The sequence below is a fragment of the Pseudomonas sp. AF03-9 genome (assembly GCF_020515815.1).
Taxonomy (GTDB): Bacteria; Pseudomonadota; Gammaproteobacteria; order Pseudomonadales; family Pseudomonadaceae; genus Aquipseudomonas.
On the sequence record NZ_JAHPJF010000011.1, the window covers coordinates 174,054 to 190,429 of the forward strand.

Genomic DNA, 16,376 nt, shown 5'->3' on the forward strand with positions numbered 1-16,376 from the left:
TTCTCCAGACAATAAAAAAGCCCGCCGAAGCGAGCCTTTGATGAAATGGTGCGGCCTATAGGCAGCCTTGCAGCGCGGTCAATCGCTTATTCGCAATCCAGTTGCCGACCACTACGTAATACTTCGCTTCGGCCCCCGAACCCTTGGGCTGGATGTCAACGAAGTACTGAGACCCCTCGGTGAATACCGTGTATCCGGTGTCGCGGCCAGGCTGAAGGGTGGCGCCAGGCGTACCGCCGAAGATCGACTGGTTCTGCCATTCGTACTGGACGCATTTAGCCAGCGCAGCGTCCGTTTTTTTGGAAGTGAGAACCTTGTACGGGCCAGATTGGCGAGCCTCGTTCATGGTTGGCGCCATACATCCCGCCAGCATCGCCACCGCTACCGCTGCTATCAAAATCCGCATGATCGATCCTCGTCCTGAAAGTGGCGACTGTACCCCGGACCTGGCCAGGCATCCAGCGTGGATGGAATGCCAGTAACGCGTGATTGGGGAGCGGTAGTAGCCTCCGCCCAATCAAATGCTGGCCAGGAGGCCCCATGTCGTCCCTACTGTTCTACACGGATGAAAACGAAGCGATTGTGGCCACGGACACGCTTTTACATTATTCCGTCGATACGCCCCCAGGCTACGTGAGTAAAGCTATCGCCATCCCGCACATGCGCATGGTCATCGCAGCGACAGGCTCCGCCCTGCTTTTCAGCCGCTGGGTCGGCCTTGTGAATAACCAAGGTTTTGCCCTCGATGTAGACGCGGTCGATGCTCATGCGCCCCAAGAGCTTCAGGCCCTCTGGAGCGAATTGAATCGACATGCCCCCGCCCTCAAGGACCAATCTGCATCGATCTATCACTTCGGGATTTCCGACGACTCTGGAAAAATCCATGGATTCGCTTACCGTTCCGGGTCGGACTTTAAATCCGAGGCTTTAGATTATGGCCTTGGCGTAAAGCCAGAGCTTATGGATAAAGCGGGGATAGACTGGAGCTCGTTCCCAACGTGTGCACCCGAGATAATGCGTGCGCAATCGCTGCAGGAAGATGGAAAAACCAAAGATCGCGTCTATATCGGCGGCTCAGTGCATGTCACTCACCTGACAGAGGGCGGCTTCTCCATTTACTCCATGGGCAAACTGGCTTGAGCATCTTCGTGCCTGAGGATCAGGCGTGTTCGGTCATGCCAGGGTCCGCCATAGACAATGATCTCAGACGGCCTGCCATATAGGTGGTGCAGCAAAAAAGGGCCAGGGCCGAACGTGCCTGACTCTTCGCCAGGTAGCGCCGGATCAGTACCCAGATAAATCCCAGCATGATTCGGGTGAACCGTCCGGCCGACGTGCATGACGATCAGGTCACCGTGCTGCGGCTGATCCACCCGCACGAAGCCCGCGGCCTTGTAGTTCGCCTCGTACAGGCTGGCGTTCTCCGCACTCTCCCACCAGCCATCGGTGCGCTGGAAGGCTTCGAACTCAAGCCCCCATTCACGCTGGTACCAGTCAGCGCAGACCTGCCAGCAATCCCAGGCACCGTGTACAAATGGACGCATGAGCAGCGGCGTGCTGCCGGTGGGCGTGATCGTTCGTAAGTCTCCCTCAGGCCACGACAGAATATGCCAGGGCAATTCCGTGGCCTCGCACATGGCCAAGTCATGCGGTGAAGGCCTGCTGGTGGCGTCCGGGTGCGAATGAACAATCCCGATCACCTCGCCCAGGTCTTCCGCCGCAGCGTAGCCCTCTGGATCAAGCCGAAACTCTTCATTCGGTTCCGTGGCGATGTTCCGGCACGGGAAGTACTTCTGTGCCCGGCCAACGGCCAGCAACAGGCCGCAGCACTCACGCGGATATTCCGCCGCCGCGTGCGCCTGGATAGCCGCGACAATGTGTTTGCGCATGGTCAGCTCCTGGCAATGAGTGAAACAGCGGGGAATCCGCCGAAGGCCAATTCTTTGTTCTCGCCAAACCGCAACTTGCAGGAAGAAAGGCAACCCTTGCACTGATCCTTCGCCGGATCGTCCGTGGGGTTGTCCTCGTCATCGAACATCGCCGCACCGGTGTAACCGCAATCCGGTCCCCGGTAGCCATTGGTCATGGCCCAGTGGCAAAACGTGGTCATCTGCCGCCCGGGCAGGCCGTGGTTATCGATCTCGCCCGGGGAGGAAAGCTCCCAAACCACTGCCTCGCCGTCCTCACTGGTCTTCTGGTCGATGAACCAGATTTCCAGCGCCTCCTGGGTCGGATCAGCCGTTGGGTTCCCCTCCGGAAAGTTCGCCGCATCCAGGTACTGCACCAGAGTCTCGCGAACCGTCAGCTTGAACTTGAGCATGTCCTCGAAGGCCAGGCACAACGCCGTGACGCGCCCGTTGATGTTGCCAGCGGCGAACGTCGGGCGTGAGGCGGTGCCGTCGCTGCTGGAGGAAATGCCCTCGATCTGCACCGGCCAGGCCGCGTATTCCTCGCCCTGCCACCAGATGGACTTGGCGGGCAGATCCTCTTCCGAGTGTTCGTAGGCCAGCAGCTCTTCCGGCGTATGCGGAATCGCGTGCCCGTGGAAGCGCAGGTAGTCGGCGCCGTATTCGGTTCCGTCGATTTCAAACAGGCGAATCTCGCCGCCGGGCTCCAGTTTCTGGATGTCCGTGATCAGTGCCATGGGCGGCTATCTCAGGGGTGAAAGGTTTGCTGAAAGGTGGCGTTGATGGCGTAGACCTGGCCGCCGCGGTGCACGGGTTTGTAACCGTTGCACTTATAGAGGCCAAGTTCCCCGAGGGGCGGCGTCCAGAGGAACGCCTTTGCCCCCTTGTGCCGATCAAGGAACGCCTTGATCAAAATCACCCGAGGCTTGGCGCCAGTGAAGACGAGCGGCCAGGACTGTGACTGGCTGTTGAGGCCATCCTCCACCGACTGCTCGTACCCGTCGCCGAACTGTTTGGTGCGGACGCGCTGGGCAACATCCCCTTCCGCGCCCTTCTCCGTCTCCCAGATGAATCGTTCGATGGCCATCAGCGCCCCTTGATTGCTTTGTTGATGACGCCGCCCTGGCGCATGTCCTTGGTCCGCAGCTCCTGGTACTTCTGCTCGACGAACGTTGCCAGCTCTTTGCCGAACAGGTCGTAGCCAGGGTCGTCAGATGAGGACGACGCGTTGCCGTCGCCATTGATGTGCACTTCGACATTGATCTGCGTGCCGCCGGCGCCGCCACTGCCCATGGCCATAACGCCAAGCTTGCCGCTGGAGGTTCGCGTGAGCGGCATGATTGCCTCTTCGCCCGCCTCACCCATGATGCCGGTCTTGCCGTTGGCCATGCCGAACGCCGTGGGCTTGCTCACGACAGAGTTGGTGAAGGCACCGCCGTCGGCGAACATCTGCACGCCGCCGGACCAGGCGCCGCCCAAGGCTTGAGCGTACATCCCGGTGTAACCGGCTTGAGATGCCCCTAGGTTCGACGACGTGGCACCGGCAGACCCGGCCGCCATGCCATTCCCACCGCCGGCCGCGCTGCCACCGAAGTAGCTCGCAGCCGCGCCGACCAGACTTCCCAGCAATGCCGAACTGGCCTGGCGCGTGGCAATGCGCGCCATATCCGCCAGGATCGACTTGGTGAAGTCGGCAAACGACAGCTTCCCGGTCATGGCGAAGTTGACGACAGCGTCCTCCATGGAGCTGAAGGCGTTACCGAACAACGATTTGGTCTGACCCGCCACGTCCTGCGCCGAATCCAGATAGTTTTGCCAGGCCGCCGTCGCGCCGTTGGTCCAATCGCCCTGGGCGCTTTCCACATCCGCGTAGTTCTGCCGGATCTGGTCGGTGGCCTTCTTGTTCGCGTCGGCGAGTGCTTGCGATTTGCGGGTGAACTCTTCGTCCGACATCTTGCGCGACGGATCGGAACGCTGGTTTTCCAGCTCCAGCGACTGCTGAGCAAACCGGTCTTGCTGGCTGTTCAACTGCCCGTTGAGCGCGTTCTGGCGATCGCCCTGGCCAACGCCCAGGACGGCACGTTGCCCGGCCAACTCCAGCGCCCGCTGTTGCTGCCCCAGCGCCTGCACGTACGAACTGATCGCCCGCTCCTGCTTGGCGAGTCGCCCGGTCTCGTTGGTCGCCAACACTTCAAGCTGGCTGTCGGCATCCTTCTGCGCCTTGACCATCCCTGCGCGCGCGTCGGCGATCTTCTGGTCCAGCTGGATGCTTTGCGCGGCAGACGTGGTCTTCTTGCCCTTGGCGGCTTCCAGTGCGGAAATTTCGGACTCGTAGGCGGCCGTTACCTGGTCGCGTTCGTTGCCGATCAGCGCCTGGCGCCGCACCAGGTAGTCGGCCTCGGAGAGCAGGCCAGCCTTCTGCGCGGCGTCCAGTTCCTTCTGGTAGTTTTTGTAGTCGGCTGCGATGGCCGCCAGGTTGTTTTTGGCGTCGTTGAAACTGGTCAGGTCGACCTGGGTGCCGGGTGTTTTTGGGTCTTTGAACTTGTCGTTGATGTTGGCGATGTTCTTGTCGATCGTCGCCTGGGCCAGGCGTGGGTCATTCGGCGCTACCTTGCGGATGTCGTCGAGATGTTTTTTGTAGTCCTTGACCTCCTTGTTTCGCTTTTGCTCGTTGGACAATGAGGACTTGGTAATCGCGTCGATCTTGTCGCCGGCTACTATGGCTGCTTGCTGAGCTTTTCCCTGGTCATCGAAGTACTTGATACGAGCATCGTCTGCGTCGCGCTGCAGAGTGAGGAAGTTGATCTGCGCTTGAATCTGGGCGCGGACCTTCGGACTCACCTCCTGGGCGTTCATCCGCGTGCCACCGACATCGAAAGCTTCGGAACCGGTGAGCTTGGTCTGCAGCTCTTTGATCTGGTCGTTGTAGCTCTTCTGCCGACCTACGTCGCTGATTCCGTCCAGGGCACCGCTCGCAGCACTCTTGATGCCCAGCCAAGCTCTCTCCCACAGGTTCAGGTTCTCGATTACCTGGCGGGACCTAGTCTGCACAGTGTCGGCGTAGGTGTCGGTCAGCAACTTGGTGGCGCCGATCTCGTCACCCTGATCCTTGAGCGCGACGATCTGCGAATAAACAGAAGCAGTAAGGAAGTGATACTGCGCGTTCAACGATTTGGCGGCAGCTACCGGGTCGTCGGCGATCTTGACGAATTCGGCAACAGTCGCCTCGATTGATTTGCCGGTGGCCCTCTCCATGGACAAGGCCGCCTCGGCTATCCCCACGAAACTGCCGCTTGCGAGTTTTCCGCTTGCCGCCAGGGTGGCCAATACATCAGCTGCCGCCCCTGTAGTGCCAACGACTGCGGACACTTGGCGCGACATGTCACTCAGCTGGGTAGAGCTCGTCCCCGCAAAGTTGCCAGTCAGAATCAGCGCCTTGTTGAAAGCATCCGTTTCTTTGTTGCCGCTGTAGTAGGCGTATGCCAACCCACCTATGGCAGCAGCGACCAAGCCAATCGGCGCGACCATCGCCAACAAAGAACTGGCCGACGCGCCCGCCCCGGCGCCCAACTGAGCCACGGCACGAACGCCGCTACCCCAATCCCCCGACGACAGCGCATTGCCCAACTGCACGACGTTTTCCTGCGCCTGACGGGTGCCCAGGCGCAGCTTGTCGAAACCGGTGGCCGTCTTTTCGAGCTTGGCGTAATCCTTGTCGATCTTGCCCAGGGCCTTGTTGTAGTCCTCCTGGCTCAGGCGCCCCTCGTCCAAGTGCTTGCCAAGCTGCTCGACCTGGGTGTCCAGCTTTGCCAGCGCAGCGCGGGCCGGGTCGATGGCACCCAGCAGGCTATTCAGGGCCTTCTGCTCGTCCAGGGCAGACTTGGCCAGGGCTACCTGCTGCTTGTCCAACTGCGCGGAGATCTTCGCCGCCTCGGCCTCGCCATAGGCGCCGGTCTTGGTCAGCTTGGCGAGTGCATCACGCTGCTTTGCCAGGTCCTGAGTGGTTTTGGCGCTGGTGGACAGCGACTTTTCCAGGGCCTGCATTTCGTTCATCAGTGAAACGGCGGACTGCTCGGCCCGGCCGCCGGCCTTCGCCATTTCGTCCAGGCTCGTTTTCGCCTGGATTGCATCGGCCGAGTCGATCTTGACGCCGAGTTCTGCAATGTTCATCGACTCACCTTGAATAAGTGCCCGTGGTTACGGGCTGTTTTCCCTTTCCTCTGCCATAACGCGCAGGGCTTCGCCTTCCAGCACCTGAAGGTCAGGGAAGATTTCAGCGAGTTTCTTTTTCTTGATGCCGAGGAACCCGGCCACGTCGCGTATGCAGCTGTAGTCGAGACCGATCGCGCCGCCTGCGCCTGCTCGCCACTGGGTGGACATGCGGTTGAAAAGGAGGAAGGCCGGCCAGTTGCATGGCCAGACCTCCACCTCTTCAACCAGGTCGCCAGGGGCAAGGCCGAACATGCCGATAATCGCGTCGGGCACGCTTGGCGAGTACATGGCGCGGGCAGCGTCGGTCAGTTTCCCAGGCGGGCCTGGCTGTATGCGCCTTCGTAGGCCTTAACGACCGCCTCGGCGGCACCCTGGCAGGACTTCACGAATGCGACGATGTTGTCGTCGTTGTATTCGTCGTCGAAACCCCAGCCGATTACCAGGTCCTTGATTTGCTGGGTTTGCTGCTCGGTGTCCACGGCGACCACTTCCGACCAGGACGGCTTGTCGCCTAGCGCGGCCCGCGCCTTGTTCCGCGCCTCGTTCCATTCATCGAACAGCGCTGCAAGCTCGGTGCGATCCCGGTACTTGAAAGTGAACTCCACCTTCTCGGGTTCGCTGCCGACGATCGGGATCAGCACGGGCGCATTGAACGTAGCCTTTTGCGCAATACGGATCTTAGCCATGGGTTACACCGCCGCAGTCAGGTAGCGGGTCGGCTCTGCCTGCAACGCCAAGCTGATGGTACGGGTCAGCAGATTGTTACGGGACACCGCCGGCTGTTTGGAGAACGACGTGTAGGTGCCGTACAGCAGGGTGTCGTTACCGGGCAGGTTCAGGCGCGCCGCTTCGACCTGCTTGCCCGCGTCCGCCTTCAGCAGTACCCCGTTGAACGCCTGGGCCGGGTCATCGGCGATGGTCAGCACCATGCTTGCCGCAGATTTGTCGGTGGGGATCTGCTTGCCCTGGTCATCCTCGAGGAACACCACGTCGAGGTAGTTCTGCTCGCCGCCGGAGAAGGCTACGTCGGAGATCTGAGGGATCTGCACCCAGGTCAGCACCTTGCGCATCGTGCCCGCGCCGCCAGCGACCGGATAGACCTGCGTGTCGGTAGTGTCGATGCCTTCCAGGGTGATAGCCGTGGCGGTGGCCGCCTTCACGCGCACCACTTTGCTATCCAGCTTGCTCCAGCCGGACGTGAGCAGAACAATATCGCCGGCAGCGATGGTGCCACCTACAACGGTGGCCACCGCCTCGCTAGCGTTGCTGATGGTGGCGAACGCCAGTGCCGCGGCGTAGGTTGCGGCGTGTTGGAAGGTGCCGCCGTTCGGGAGTTTGTAGCCCATGGGGTATTTCCTCATTGCAGATGTAAAAAAACCCGCTCGATGGCGGGTTCTCGGGGTTGCCCAATGGGCGGGATCAGTTGGTGTCGGCTCGGTACAAGAACGAAACTGGAACGGTATAAGTTGAATCGCCCGCGATGCCAGGGCCTGGGTCAACTGGCGACATGGTCACCACGGTGACGGCGCCCTTCGTGTCCCTGGCGTATAGCGGGAACAGGTCTACCAGCTCGGTGGTGATCGGGCTGGTCTTGGTCTTGCCGGTGCCCGCCGGCGCGATGATGCTGACCTGAAACACGCCGGTGTACAGCCGGTGATCGCCGCCGAGCGTGTTGCTCGCGGTATCGCCCGGAATAGTGAAGGCTCGCAGGTAGGTTTCGTCCGCCGCCGGCGTGTAGGCCGTATTCTCGAAGACGATCTTCAGCTTCTCCGTTCTGGCTGCGTTCCAGGCGATGAGCTTGGCCTCGTAGATCGAGGCGATGATGGCGTGACTCATACCTGATTGTTCCTGATGGCCTCCAGCACGATCTGCTGAAAGCGAGCCACGGTGACCCGTACCATCCCGCCAGGGGCCTGGGTCGAGTGGCCGAACTCCAGCGGAATCGCGTAGGGCAAGTTGTTGATGATGTAGGCCATCTGGCCCGCGGTGAAGTCGCTCATTGCAGCGACGAGCGCGGCAGTGGTTTCGGCGCCACTTGGGTCCACCTCGTCGAAGGTGACGCTCTCGACCACGCCCAGCGAGATGTGCCAGTTCGCACGGAAGCGGCCTCCGACGTAGCCTTCGGGCGCCTTGATGTCCATGCCGTCGTTGAGCTTGCGGCCCTTCTTCAGCCTGCCGCCCTTGGTGAGGTTGGCCGGATCGCTACGCAATGCGCTGTTGTGGTCGTCGACCGCCTTGTTGTACTGAGTCGCGACGGCGTTCTCGGCCCAGATCTCCGGGTTTCCCACGGGCGACATACGGATCAGGCTGCTACCGACCTCAATGATGATCTCGCGCACGCTGCCATCGATGGCTTCGCTGGTTTGGGCGGCGAACTCGGCCAGGCTCAGGGCAAAGCTGCCGGATTGGCCGTTGCCTGCCCGACTCAAGAGCGCACCTGTAGCTCATACAGAATCGGCGTGCCGGCGGGGTTGATCTCTTTCAGGGGTGGGACGATTGACCATGTGCGACCCTGGGCCACGACCTTGTCGAGCAGACCCGGCACCCAGGTCAAACCCTGCGCGGCGATCTTGAGCTTCTTGTCGCCCTGCCTGATGAGGCTGTTGTTCTGGAATTCTTGGCCGGTGAAGTCGAGCAGGATGCCTTGGGCAATTTGCTCGACAGTCGCGCCTGGCGCTTCGCCGCCCGTTTCCGGGTCGTACTCGCCGGGCTCCGTCTTGCTGATGGTCACGGGCTGGCCGAACTCTGTGATCATCTCCAGAGCCATCACGGCCATTTCGTCGTAAAAGGCCATGATGGTCTCCATTACAGCTATGCGCGCACTGCGAACAGCCCGCGCTTTTGTAGGTAGTCGGCAAACTGCGTGGCACTCGGCCGGTCCGGCGCCGCCGGCAACAGCCGACCGCTGGTGTTGGAGATCGTGGCGTACTCGCGAGTTACCGCACCCTCGACGCGCTCCAGAGTCACAGCCCCTTTGCGCTTATCTACTGGATCGATGTCGTCCTGATGGATCTCGGCGGCCAAGGCCATCTGGCCGTACTGGATCCGCGCCGGCAGGTAGTTGTTCGGCTTGATCTCGCGATCCAACAACACTTCCCGGCGCGGCCAGGACAAGCCCTGCTCGCTGTTGGTCTTGCGCCCCTTCCAGACCATGCCATCCATCGCCAAGGCCGCCCGGCGCAGCAACGCTTCCTGCTCGGCAACGCCTGCGGGGATTACCGTTCCGAACTTCACGGCATACATGGCCAGGTCCTCGGCGCTCGCGTAGCTTTCGGCGTCAGGCTTGCCGGTGCCGTCCTCGATGATGAGTGTCATGCGTCAACTCGCAGGAATGGTTTGAAAATTGGCCGCCGGATCACCGACAGCCAGCAGTATTACTCCTTGGGCAACTCGGCGACGAGCTTTTCCAAGGATTCTTTCGAGGCGTTGGCCCGGTATGGCACCTTCGCTTCGTCGAGCTTAGCCTTCAGTTCGGCGATGTCCTTCGCGTCCGAGTCGTCCAGGCGAGCTTTGGCTGCCTGCTGGAGAAGGTCGTCCACCTGCAGTTGCAGGACCCTGACTTTTTCAGCTTCACCGTCACGCTCGCGGATGAGGCTTTCAACGCCGGCGCTTACCGCCTCGAACACCTGAAACAGGCGATCAGCGATCGGGCCAAGATCGCCTTCGGGGCGCATCAGCGCTTGATCAGCGAATGACTCGACGATCAGGCCGACAGATTCGAGTTCGGCACGAAAGGCATCGATGTTGATGCTGGAGCTTCCGCCATCGATCAGCAGTACCGTCGGCACTTCCTTGACCGTCACGTCAGGTACTTCGTCGGCGGCATCTTCACGACTTTCGGTAGCGCTCGCGTCGATGATGCGCAAGCCATGATCCTTGGCCAGTGCCTTGACGTCTTCTTGGTACTGATGGAATGGACCAGGCAGATACCAGATGTTCTTGTTGCTCATGATCATGTCCTCGCCAAGCCGGGCACTGGGCCCGACTCAGCTGTCAGGGTTACTTGGAGGCATCACCGATCAGAGCCACACCGGCGGTGTGCTTGATGCTGGTGGCGGTCTTGTCCCAGTTGGTACCGGTCGCCAGTTCGGCGTCGGTTGGCGACTTGCCGCCGGTGGTGGTGTCCCAGGTGTAACCCTTCAGGCCCAGGCCGAAGGTGTAATCGGTTTGGAGTGTGGTTTCGATACGCTCCTTGCCGTTGGTGGTCTGGACGTTGCTGATGATGTCGCGGCCGTCGTGAACCAACGCAGCACCTTGCACCAGGGACAGGATGATTTCCTTGTTCGGGGTGCCGGCCTGCATCAGCGCCGGGGCATCCGTCACAACGGAGATCTTGCCGAGGATGTCCACCACGCGGACGTTGCCAGCCTGGAACAGCTGCTGCTGGTTCGCCAGGTTCTGGCCGACCAACTTGTGATAGCTGGTGCCCTGCATCACCTGGGTGACCAGGTTCTGGCTTGCGTCGCCGAACTTCGCGTGCGCGTTGTTCAGGCCAGCGTAGGTGATGCCAGCAGTAGCCGACACATCGTTGACGGCAGCAGCCTGGGCAGTGATTGCAGCAACCAGGGCGGCGATCGCGGTGTTCAGCTGATCCTTCAGCAGGATTTCAGCGAACGCACGGCTGGCGACCTCGATGCCTTGCGCGGTTGGACGCTCCAGCCAGGTCATCTGCGATGGCTCGTAGCGGATCGGGCCGAAGCCGCCGGCTACCTTCACCGAAGTGTTCTTCAGCTCGGTCAGATCGGTTGCAGCGACAGTAGCGTTCGCGCTATAGCGGTCCACGCGACGCTGGGCAGCGGCCAGAGTCTGGAAGAACGACTCTTGGAGGAAGTCACCAGTGAAGCCGTCCGGAGACAGCACGATTGCACCGCGGCTGGCGGCGTTGAAAGCGGCGAGATACTGATCCAGCGTCTCGAGAGTCGCCGGCATGATGTATTCGTTGAAAACCTGCATTTGCGACAGGGACATGAGTTTTTTCCTTACGATTGTGGGAGATCCGGGAACCGGCTCGCGATTGCGGCCGTACGTTCCTCTTTGGTGCCGCCGATTTTTCCTTTTGCGGCCCCGCCGCCACCTCCAGCACCAGCAGCCCCGCCGCCAGATGCCTTGCTACCCGCGATCAACGGCGCGAAGGCCGTGTCGTTTGCGAATTCTGCTTTCAGCTCATCCAGCGTTGCCGCCGAGAGCTTGCCCTGCTGGTCGAGGACGACCACGACAGGCTTCCCGTCGCGCTGTTCGACGCTCAGACGGCGCTCGATGTGCGGCAACAGGGCTTTGGCGCTGCCTGGGATTGCCAGGGCAGACGCGATGTCAGTAGCGGTACGGCCGACGGTCAGATCCCGGATCTGAGTGCTCAGCGTTCCACGCTCCTGTTCCAGCATGCTGTTCAGCTCAGCTTCGCGGCGGTTGTATTTTTCAGACCAGGACTTTTCGAGCTCCTCGACGTTGCCGGACTTGCGAGCGGCCTCTTCACGCTCCAGCCGGGCCTGCTCTTCAGCATCCTTGCGAGCCTTCTCGGCGGCTTTCTTCTCGCCGAGCAGCTCTTCCACCTTCGACTTTAGGCCGGATACATCTTCTGGTTGCGGCAGGCCTTCGATACCGAGGACAAACTTGCCTTCCTTCTCGGTGTATAGCGATTTAACGGAGTCATCGAGACCGTCAAGAGTGTCCAGCTGATATTTCAAACCCATTTGATTGTCTCCCAGAGACGTGTACAGGCCCTGCCTGCGGACATAAAAAAACCCGCCGAAGCGGGTTTAATGAAGTGAGTGATCTAGTAATGGGACATTTCTAACCAATTGACATGTTCCTGGTTATAGGGCGGGGCCCAGTCCTCTTCGTCTGCGCGAGCTATTGCATTCCAGATTGGAGTGGACTTGACGAGCGCATCGTACTCAAGTGTTTCTAACGAGTAGATCTTGCTCATGAACACAGGATCTAGAGGCGGATTTGTATCGAACCAATCTATAAAGCGTTTGCGGTGAGCCTTAACTGATGCCCGGATAGACGGTGATCCGGTCAGCTGCTGGACGTAGAGCACTGCGCTGGCCTTATCAACAAAGCATTGGTGTGCTGCTTGATCAATCTTATCAGAAACCCCTTTTTCCATGACCGCTCGAAGCATCTGGTCATCGTACTCGCACATAATGGCGATAAGACTTTCTCGCAACAGGATCCTTTCCCCGAAAGGTAATCTGCCGAACATAGTTACTCTCATCCCTAGTAAATGCCCGATGTTATCCAATAACATCCAGGCCCGCACGCTCAAATGCCAGTGGCTCAAGGGCTTTCATCTGCTTCAGCGTCAGCGGCGCAAAGTTCCGATCCAGCTGCAGCTCGGAGAATCGTTCGATGCTCAGGCCACCTTCGCGGAACAGCTTGGCGCGGACCGGGCCGATGGCCTTGTCCTGAAACGCTGCTGGCTGCTGCTGGAGCCAGTCGTAATAGCTGAGGTCTGCCCTCACCTGCTGGGCACCGCCGTCGCCGATGGATGCCCGAGTGGCATCCTTGGCGAACAAGGCGCTGAAGCGCGTCACCGCAACCACCGTCGAGCGGCAGTTGATGTGGATCGGTGGCCTTGGCCCCTCAGTCAGCTTGAACCGTTGCTTATCCAGCGTCCGGCACTGGCTGGTGGTCTTTGAATCCAGGGTGCTGACCCACTCCACCGACTGCACGACGTCGCTGTTCTCCTTCAGCGTCTCCATGCGCGCTTGGGTGGCGACGTGCTGAACCGCCGTCCGCACGATGGCGCCGGCGTTGCGGTTGGTCGTCGCCAGGATGCCGTCGTTGTACTGGAGCGCCTTGGTGCCGCGAATGTTCTTGATGATCTGGAAGTTGGTCTGGCCTTCGAAGAAGCCCTGCCTGATCGCACCTGTGAGACGTTGCCGCTCGGTGGCGGTGAAGCCATCAATGAACGACTTGAGCAGCTTCCCGCCATCCGCACCGCGCACGCTGAGCGGATTGGTGAGGATTGCCGCCCTGATTGCCGCAGCACCTGGCACCGCCGCGTCGAAAGTGACGCCCACCGGCGCCGCCCGGGTCAAACTGGTCGCCTCAAACTCGGCCTCGTAGTTGGCGATGTCCACCAGATCGAGGTTAAGCTTCTCGCTATACCGGTCGAAGATGCCCAGCAGTAGGCTATCAACCTCGCTCAGCAGCCGCTCCAGGCGGGCGACGGTGTAATCCGTCAGATCCGCCCGGGTCAGCCGCTCACGGATCGAGCGGTCGATCTCCTTGAGGAAAGGCGCGAACTTGGCTACCTCGCCCGACTTCAACTGCTCCAGAAACACAGCGTGCCGGATGGTGGCGTCAAGGATTGCTTGGTTTGCCGCCATTCAGGTTCGCCTCGTCGTCATCCAGGTCGGGGCCGGGATTCTCCGTTTCCAGTTCGTCGCGGATCTGGTCGTCGGTCTTCTCCGGGTCAATCACCCCACGGTCACGCAGGTACTGCCAGAAGTCACCCGCCGGCAGCTTGCCGCCCTGCACTGCGTTGAACAGTGCAACCAGAACCGTTGGGTCCAAAGTGATTTGGCTGAAGTCTTGGTTGAGTTTGTAGACCGCTTCACCGGTGGCGTTCACGAACTCGGCCATCCAGGCCAGGCACTGGCTATACGCTTCGCTAACGTTGCTCACCACCAGGGAGAGAACGCTGTGCTCAGCGGCACTGTCGTTGTCGGCCTGGGTTGCGGTCTTCACCGCGCTACCACGCTCAATCAGTCGGGCGCCCAGGGACACCATGTCCTGCTTCTTGGCGTCCATGGCCTCCTTCACAAGCGTGTTCGGCTCAGGCTGAGCAAAGCCACACGACCCGCTGGCAGGAAGCGTCAGCGGCGCCCTGGAGCCGACATAAATGCCATTGGCCTCAAGGTGATCGCGCCAGGCCTCGTCCAACCCCGAAATCCAGAACTGCGGCTGGCCCGAGAACCAGACTGAGTCCTCATAGTCAGCGCTGTTGCAGTAATGGCCGATGTTCAGCACGGCCATGTCGTACAGCGGTGAGTCATCGATGCTGGTGTCGTTGTTCTCGCTGCCGAGAAATTGAAAGGGAATCACGCGCCATGGTTGCCCGGCACCATTGAGCGGGGTGAATGGTGGGATGACCATCGCCGTTTCGCTTGAGCTTTCCTGCCATAGCTCCTGGGTATACACGCCGGCGACATCCAGACGCAGCACGCGGTACTGCACAACCTTTTCGCTACCAAAGCCATCATCAGTGTCGATGTCCGCCTCTTCGCGCAGCACCACCAAGCTTAGCAGGTGCTGACCGCCGACTTTGCGGGTCTTCCAGTTCCTGATTGATTCAGCTGGGTAGCTCGCAACGTTCGCACGGGCGCGCCCAGCCTGCTCGTCTGCCTTGCTCACCGTACCGGCCTGCACCGCGGCGTAGTCCACCAGCAAGCCGTGCCGACCAACCTCAAGCAGATGCCCGATGACCGACTGCGACTGCTGATAAACGCTCACGCCCTGCCCGTCGATGTCCGTGGCGACGTAATCCAGTGCACCGGGGACCGTCAGCGTTGGCCAGGTACGAAACACCGCACCAACCAGGCTGTGTTTCGTGCGCCCCGTGGCGTTGTAGTACACGGCCCGCTGCTTGTACGACTTGTACCGTTCAAGATTCTCAGGGCTGGTGTCGTGCTTGTTGGGCCTGGGCAGATAAACATCGCCGCGCCCCTTTACCGTCTCGGAGCCCTTGCACACGTCGCGCACCAGCCGCCAACGGGACTGTGCCGCGTCGTACTCCGGGCGGGTGTATGTGACGTCTGCCATTAGCGTGCGAATCCCATTTTGATTGATTTGACCGGCTTCTTTGCGCTCTTGGCGACAGCGAAGTACCGGAATGCATCGGAGCCGTGAGACGTCCAGTCATGCAGCGGCTTGTCTTTCCAGCAGCCCTTCTTGTCGTCCCACTCCTTGCGATAGTTCTCGAGGCAGGCAATGCCCTCTTCGCACTTGGATTCGTCGAAAGCACACTTGGATAGAATTTCCCGAGCCTGCTCGATGCCGTCGTCCACCCCGATTTTCGGGACGACCTGGAACGTCATCCGATAAACCTGCCCGTCGATTTCGTAACCTTCTCGGGCGATGTCCTTGCGCGTCTTCGCGTCACTACCGAACTCACGGTTCTCAATGTCATGCGGCCCCCAGTGCTCGGAGTAGGTGTAACCCTTGTCCTTGAGCACCTTCATGTAGTGCCGCAGGCCTTCGCCTGAGTTCTCGTAGTAATCGATGACGTGATACTGCTCGCCAACCTGGCGCACGAACCAAATGGCGGTGGAGTCGCTCACGCCGATGTCCCAAATGGTCATCACCGGCAGGTGGCTGTTGTCGGGCAGAGTGCCGATGCGCTGAGCGGCATACAGCTTGGTGAACTGCTGGGCGTAGTAAGCGCCCTCGACCGACTGCTGGAAGGCTTCGACGGGGATCGACGGGTACTCCCGCTTCATGTCGTCGCCGAGTGTCTTCTCCTTGGCCGCATACCAGGCGCGCTGGCCCGGGCTGGTGTCGATACCATGCTTGGCGAACAACTCGTTGAAGTAGTCGGTCAGGCGCTGCGGCAGCACCACGTCGGTCGAGTTAAGGCTGTAGGCCTTGTTGTTCCACCAGCTGAAGAAAAAGAACTTCCAGTCGAGCAGGCCAAGCGGAACACCGGCTAGTTGCTGGCGCTCTGCTGACTGACTGTAATCAAAGAAATACCCGGCTCGACCTTCAGCCGTCGACTCGATGGTGACGAAACACTCAGCAGCGACAGCCTCGAAGGCGCCGGTGACGATCTCCCGCGCCTTGTGCGGAAACTTGGCGCAGATCTTTCCGAACTCGGATACGTGCAGGTAGCGCAGCGTGCCGCCACGGAACGAGGTACTGACGTACAGCGAACCGCCCTTGCTAAACACCAACTCACCGGCGGCGTCATTTCGTGCTGGGTTGGCAGCGCGAAGCTCTTTCGGCAGGTTGTCGTAGGCGTATTTGACCTTTTCCCTGAAAAGTCGCTTGGCATCGTTCAATGTGTGAGCGATCAAGGCGCACTTGGCAGCCTCGAACAGCGCCGCATCCAGCTGGACGATGCACACCAGCGTCGTGAAGCCAAGCTGACGCGCCTTCAGGATGATGTTCCGGGTATGCATCCCCTGGAAGTAATCGATCTGCTCCTGCGTCATGCGGAAGCGAACCTTCTTGCCCTGCTTGTCGGTGATGAAGTAGAGATTATTCAGTCGCCAGAATCGATCCCGAAGCAGTTTCATGTGCTCGGGTTTCATA

The 16,376-nt window shown here is 60.4% G+C and carries 20 protein-coding genes; 1 reads left to right on the forward strand and 19 read right to left on the reverse strand.

Annotated elements, in window-relative coordinates; genetic code table 11:
- Positions 1-55 precede the first annotated feature (55 nt).
- Positions 56-406 carry a hypothetical protein gene (locus LIY36_RS14730; RefSeq protein ID WP_226456099.1) on the reverse strand — a complete coding sequence of 117 codons (351 nt, stop codon included), beginning with the start codon at positions 404-406 and terminating at the stop codon, positions 56-58.
- Positions 407-540: 134 nt separating this feature from the next.
- Here LIY36_RS14730 and LIY36_RS14735 point away from each other — a divergent pair, with 134 nt between their 5' ends.
- Positions 541-1,140, forward strand: a complete 600-nt coding sequence (locus LIY36_RS14735) for a hypothetical protein (RefSeq protein ID WP_226456100.1) — start codon at positions 541-543, stop codon at positions 1,138-1,140.
- On the opposite strand, the gene LIY36_RS14740 is transcribed toward LIY36_RS14735, so the two are convergent.
- The 18 genes from LIY36_RS14740 to LIY36_RS14825 form a co-directional block, all read right to left on the reverse strand.
- Positions 1,116-1,889 (reverse strand): C40 family peptidase, encoded by a 774-nt coding sequence (locus LIY36_RS14740; protein WP_226456101.1) that lies wholly within the window; start codon positions 1,887-1,889, stop codon positions 1,116-1,118. The two genes, LIY36_RS14735 and LIY36_RS14740, sit on opposite strands and share 25 nt — an antisense overlap.
- Positions 1,890-1,891: 2 nt before the next feature.
- Positions 1,892-2,644: a phage minor tail protein L gene (locus LIY36_RS14745; protein ID WP_226456102.1), complete on the reverse strand. Its 753-nt coding sequence runs from the start codon at positions 2,642-2,644 to the stop codon at positions 1,892-1,894.
- A gap of 11 nt (positions 2,645-2,655) precedes the next feature.
- Positions 2,656-2,994 (reverse strand): phage tail protein, encoded by a 339-nt coding sequence (locus tag LIY36_RS14750; protein ID WP_226456103.1) that lies wholly within the window; start codon positions 2,992-2,994, stop codon positions 2,656-2,658.
- Positions 2,994-6,077, reverse strand: a complete 3,084-nt coding sequence (locus tag LIY36_RS14755; RefSeq protein ID WP_226456104.1) for a phage tail tape measure protein — start codon at positions 6,075-6,077, stop codon at positions 2,994-2,996. Before LIY36_RS14755 ends, LIY36_RS14750 begins: the two co-directional genes overlap by 1 nt.
- A gap of 27 nt (positions 6,078-6,104) precedes the next feature.
- On the reverse strand, positions 6,105-6,407 hold the full coding sequence (locus tag LIY36_RS14760; RefSeq protein ID WP_012724063.1) for a DUF1799 domain-containing protein: 303 nt from the start codon (positions 6,405-6,407) through the stop codon (positions 6,105-6,107).
- 17 nt (positions 6,408-6,424) lie between these two features.
- Positions 6,425-6,805 carry a phage tail assembly chaperone gene (locus tag LIY36_RS14765; RefSeq protein WP_019816779.1) on the reverse strand — a complete coding sequence of 127 codons (381 nt, stop codon included), beginning with the start codon at positions 6,803-6,805 and terminating at the stop codon, positions 6,425-6,427.
- 3 nt (positions 6,806-6,808) lie between these two features.
- Positions 6,809-7,465: a phage tail protein gene (locus LIY36_RS14770; protein ID WP_226456105.1), complete on the reverse strand. Its 657-nt coding sequence runs from the start codon at positions 7,463-7,465 to the stop codon at positions 6,809-6,811.
- Positions 7,466-7,538: 73 nt separating this feature from the next.
- On the reverse strand, positions 7,539-7,955 hold the full coding sequence (locus LIY36_RS14775; protein ID WP_226456106.1) for a phage tail terminator-like protein: 417 nt from the start codon (positions 7,953-7,955) through the stop codon (positions 7,539-7,541).
- Positions 7,952-8,548 (reverse strand): hypothetical protein, encoded by a 597-nt coding sequence (locus LIY36_RS14780; RefSeq protein WP_226456107.1) that lies wholly within the window; start codon positions 8,546-8,548, stop codon positions 7,952-7,954. Before LIY36_RS14780 ends, LIY36_RS14775 begins: the two co-directional genes overlap by 4 nt.
- A complete protein-coding gene (locus tag LIY36_RS14785; protein ID WP_226456108.1) occupies positions 8,545-8,913 on the reverse strand; it encodes a hypothetical protein in 369 nt (122 codons plus the stop codon). The genes LIY36_RS14780 and LIY36_RS14785 overlap by 4 nt, the downstream gene beginning before the upstream one ends.
- Before the next feature lie 17 nt (positions 8,914-8,930).
- Positions 8,931-9,434 (reverse strand): DnaT-like ssDNA-binding protein, encoded by a 504-nt coding sequence (locus tag LIY36_RS14790; protein WP_226456109.1) that lies wholly within the window; start codon positions 9,432-9,434, stop codon positions 8,931-8,933.
- A 59-nt stretch (positions 9,435-9,493) separates the two neighbouring features.
- Positions 9,494-10,069, reverse strand: a complete 576-nt coding sequence (locus LIY36_RS14795) for a hypothetical protein (RefSeq protein ID WP_226456110.1) — start codon at positions 10,067-10,069, stop codon at positions 9,494-9,496.
- 49 nt (positions 10,070-10,118) lie between these two features.
- Positions 10,119-11,087: a major capsid protein gene (locus LIY36_RS14800; protein ID WP_078825126.1), complete on the reverse strand. Its 969-nt coding sequence runs from the start codon at positions 11,085-11,087 to the stop codon at positions 10,119-10,121.
- Between the two features lie 11 nt (positions 11,088-11,098).
- Positions 11,099-11,809 carry a hypothetical protein gene (locus LIY36_RS14805; protein WP_226456111.1) on the reverse strand — a complete coding sequence of 237 codons (711 nt, stop codon included), beginning with the start codon at positions 11,807-11,809 and terminating at the stop codon, positions 11,099-11,101.
- An 83-nt stretch (positions 11,810-11,892) separates the two neighbouring features.
- A complete protein-coding gene (locus LIY36_RS14810; RefSeq protein ID WP_226456112.1) occupies positions 11,893-12,324 on the reverse strand; it encodes a hypothetical protein in 432 nt (143 codons plus the stop codon).
- 31 nt (positions 12,325-12,355) lie between these two features.
- Positions 12,356-13,453, reverse strand: coding sequence for a minor capsid protein (locus LIY36_RS14815; RefSeq protein ID WP_226456113.1), 1,098 nt, complete (start codon positions 13,451-13,453; stop codon positions 12,356-12,358).
- Positions 13,428-14,888, reverse strand: a complete 1,461-nt coding sequence (locus LIY36_RS14820; RefSeq protein ID WP_226456114.1) for a DUF4055 domain-containing protein — start codon at positions 14,886-14,888, stop codon at positions 13,428-13,430. Before LIY36_RS14820 ends, LIY36_RS14815 begins: the two co-directional genes overlap by 26 nt.
- Positions 14,888-16,375, reverse strand: coding sequence for a terminase (locus tag LIY36_RS14825; protein ID WP_226456115.1), 1,488 nt, complete (start codon positions 16,373-16,375; stop codon positions 14,888-14,890). Before LIY36_RS14825 ends, LIY36_RS14820 begins: the two co-directional genes overlap by 1 nt.
- Position 16,376 lies beyond the last annotated feature (1 nt).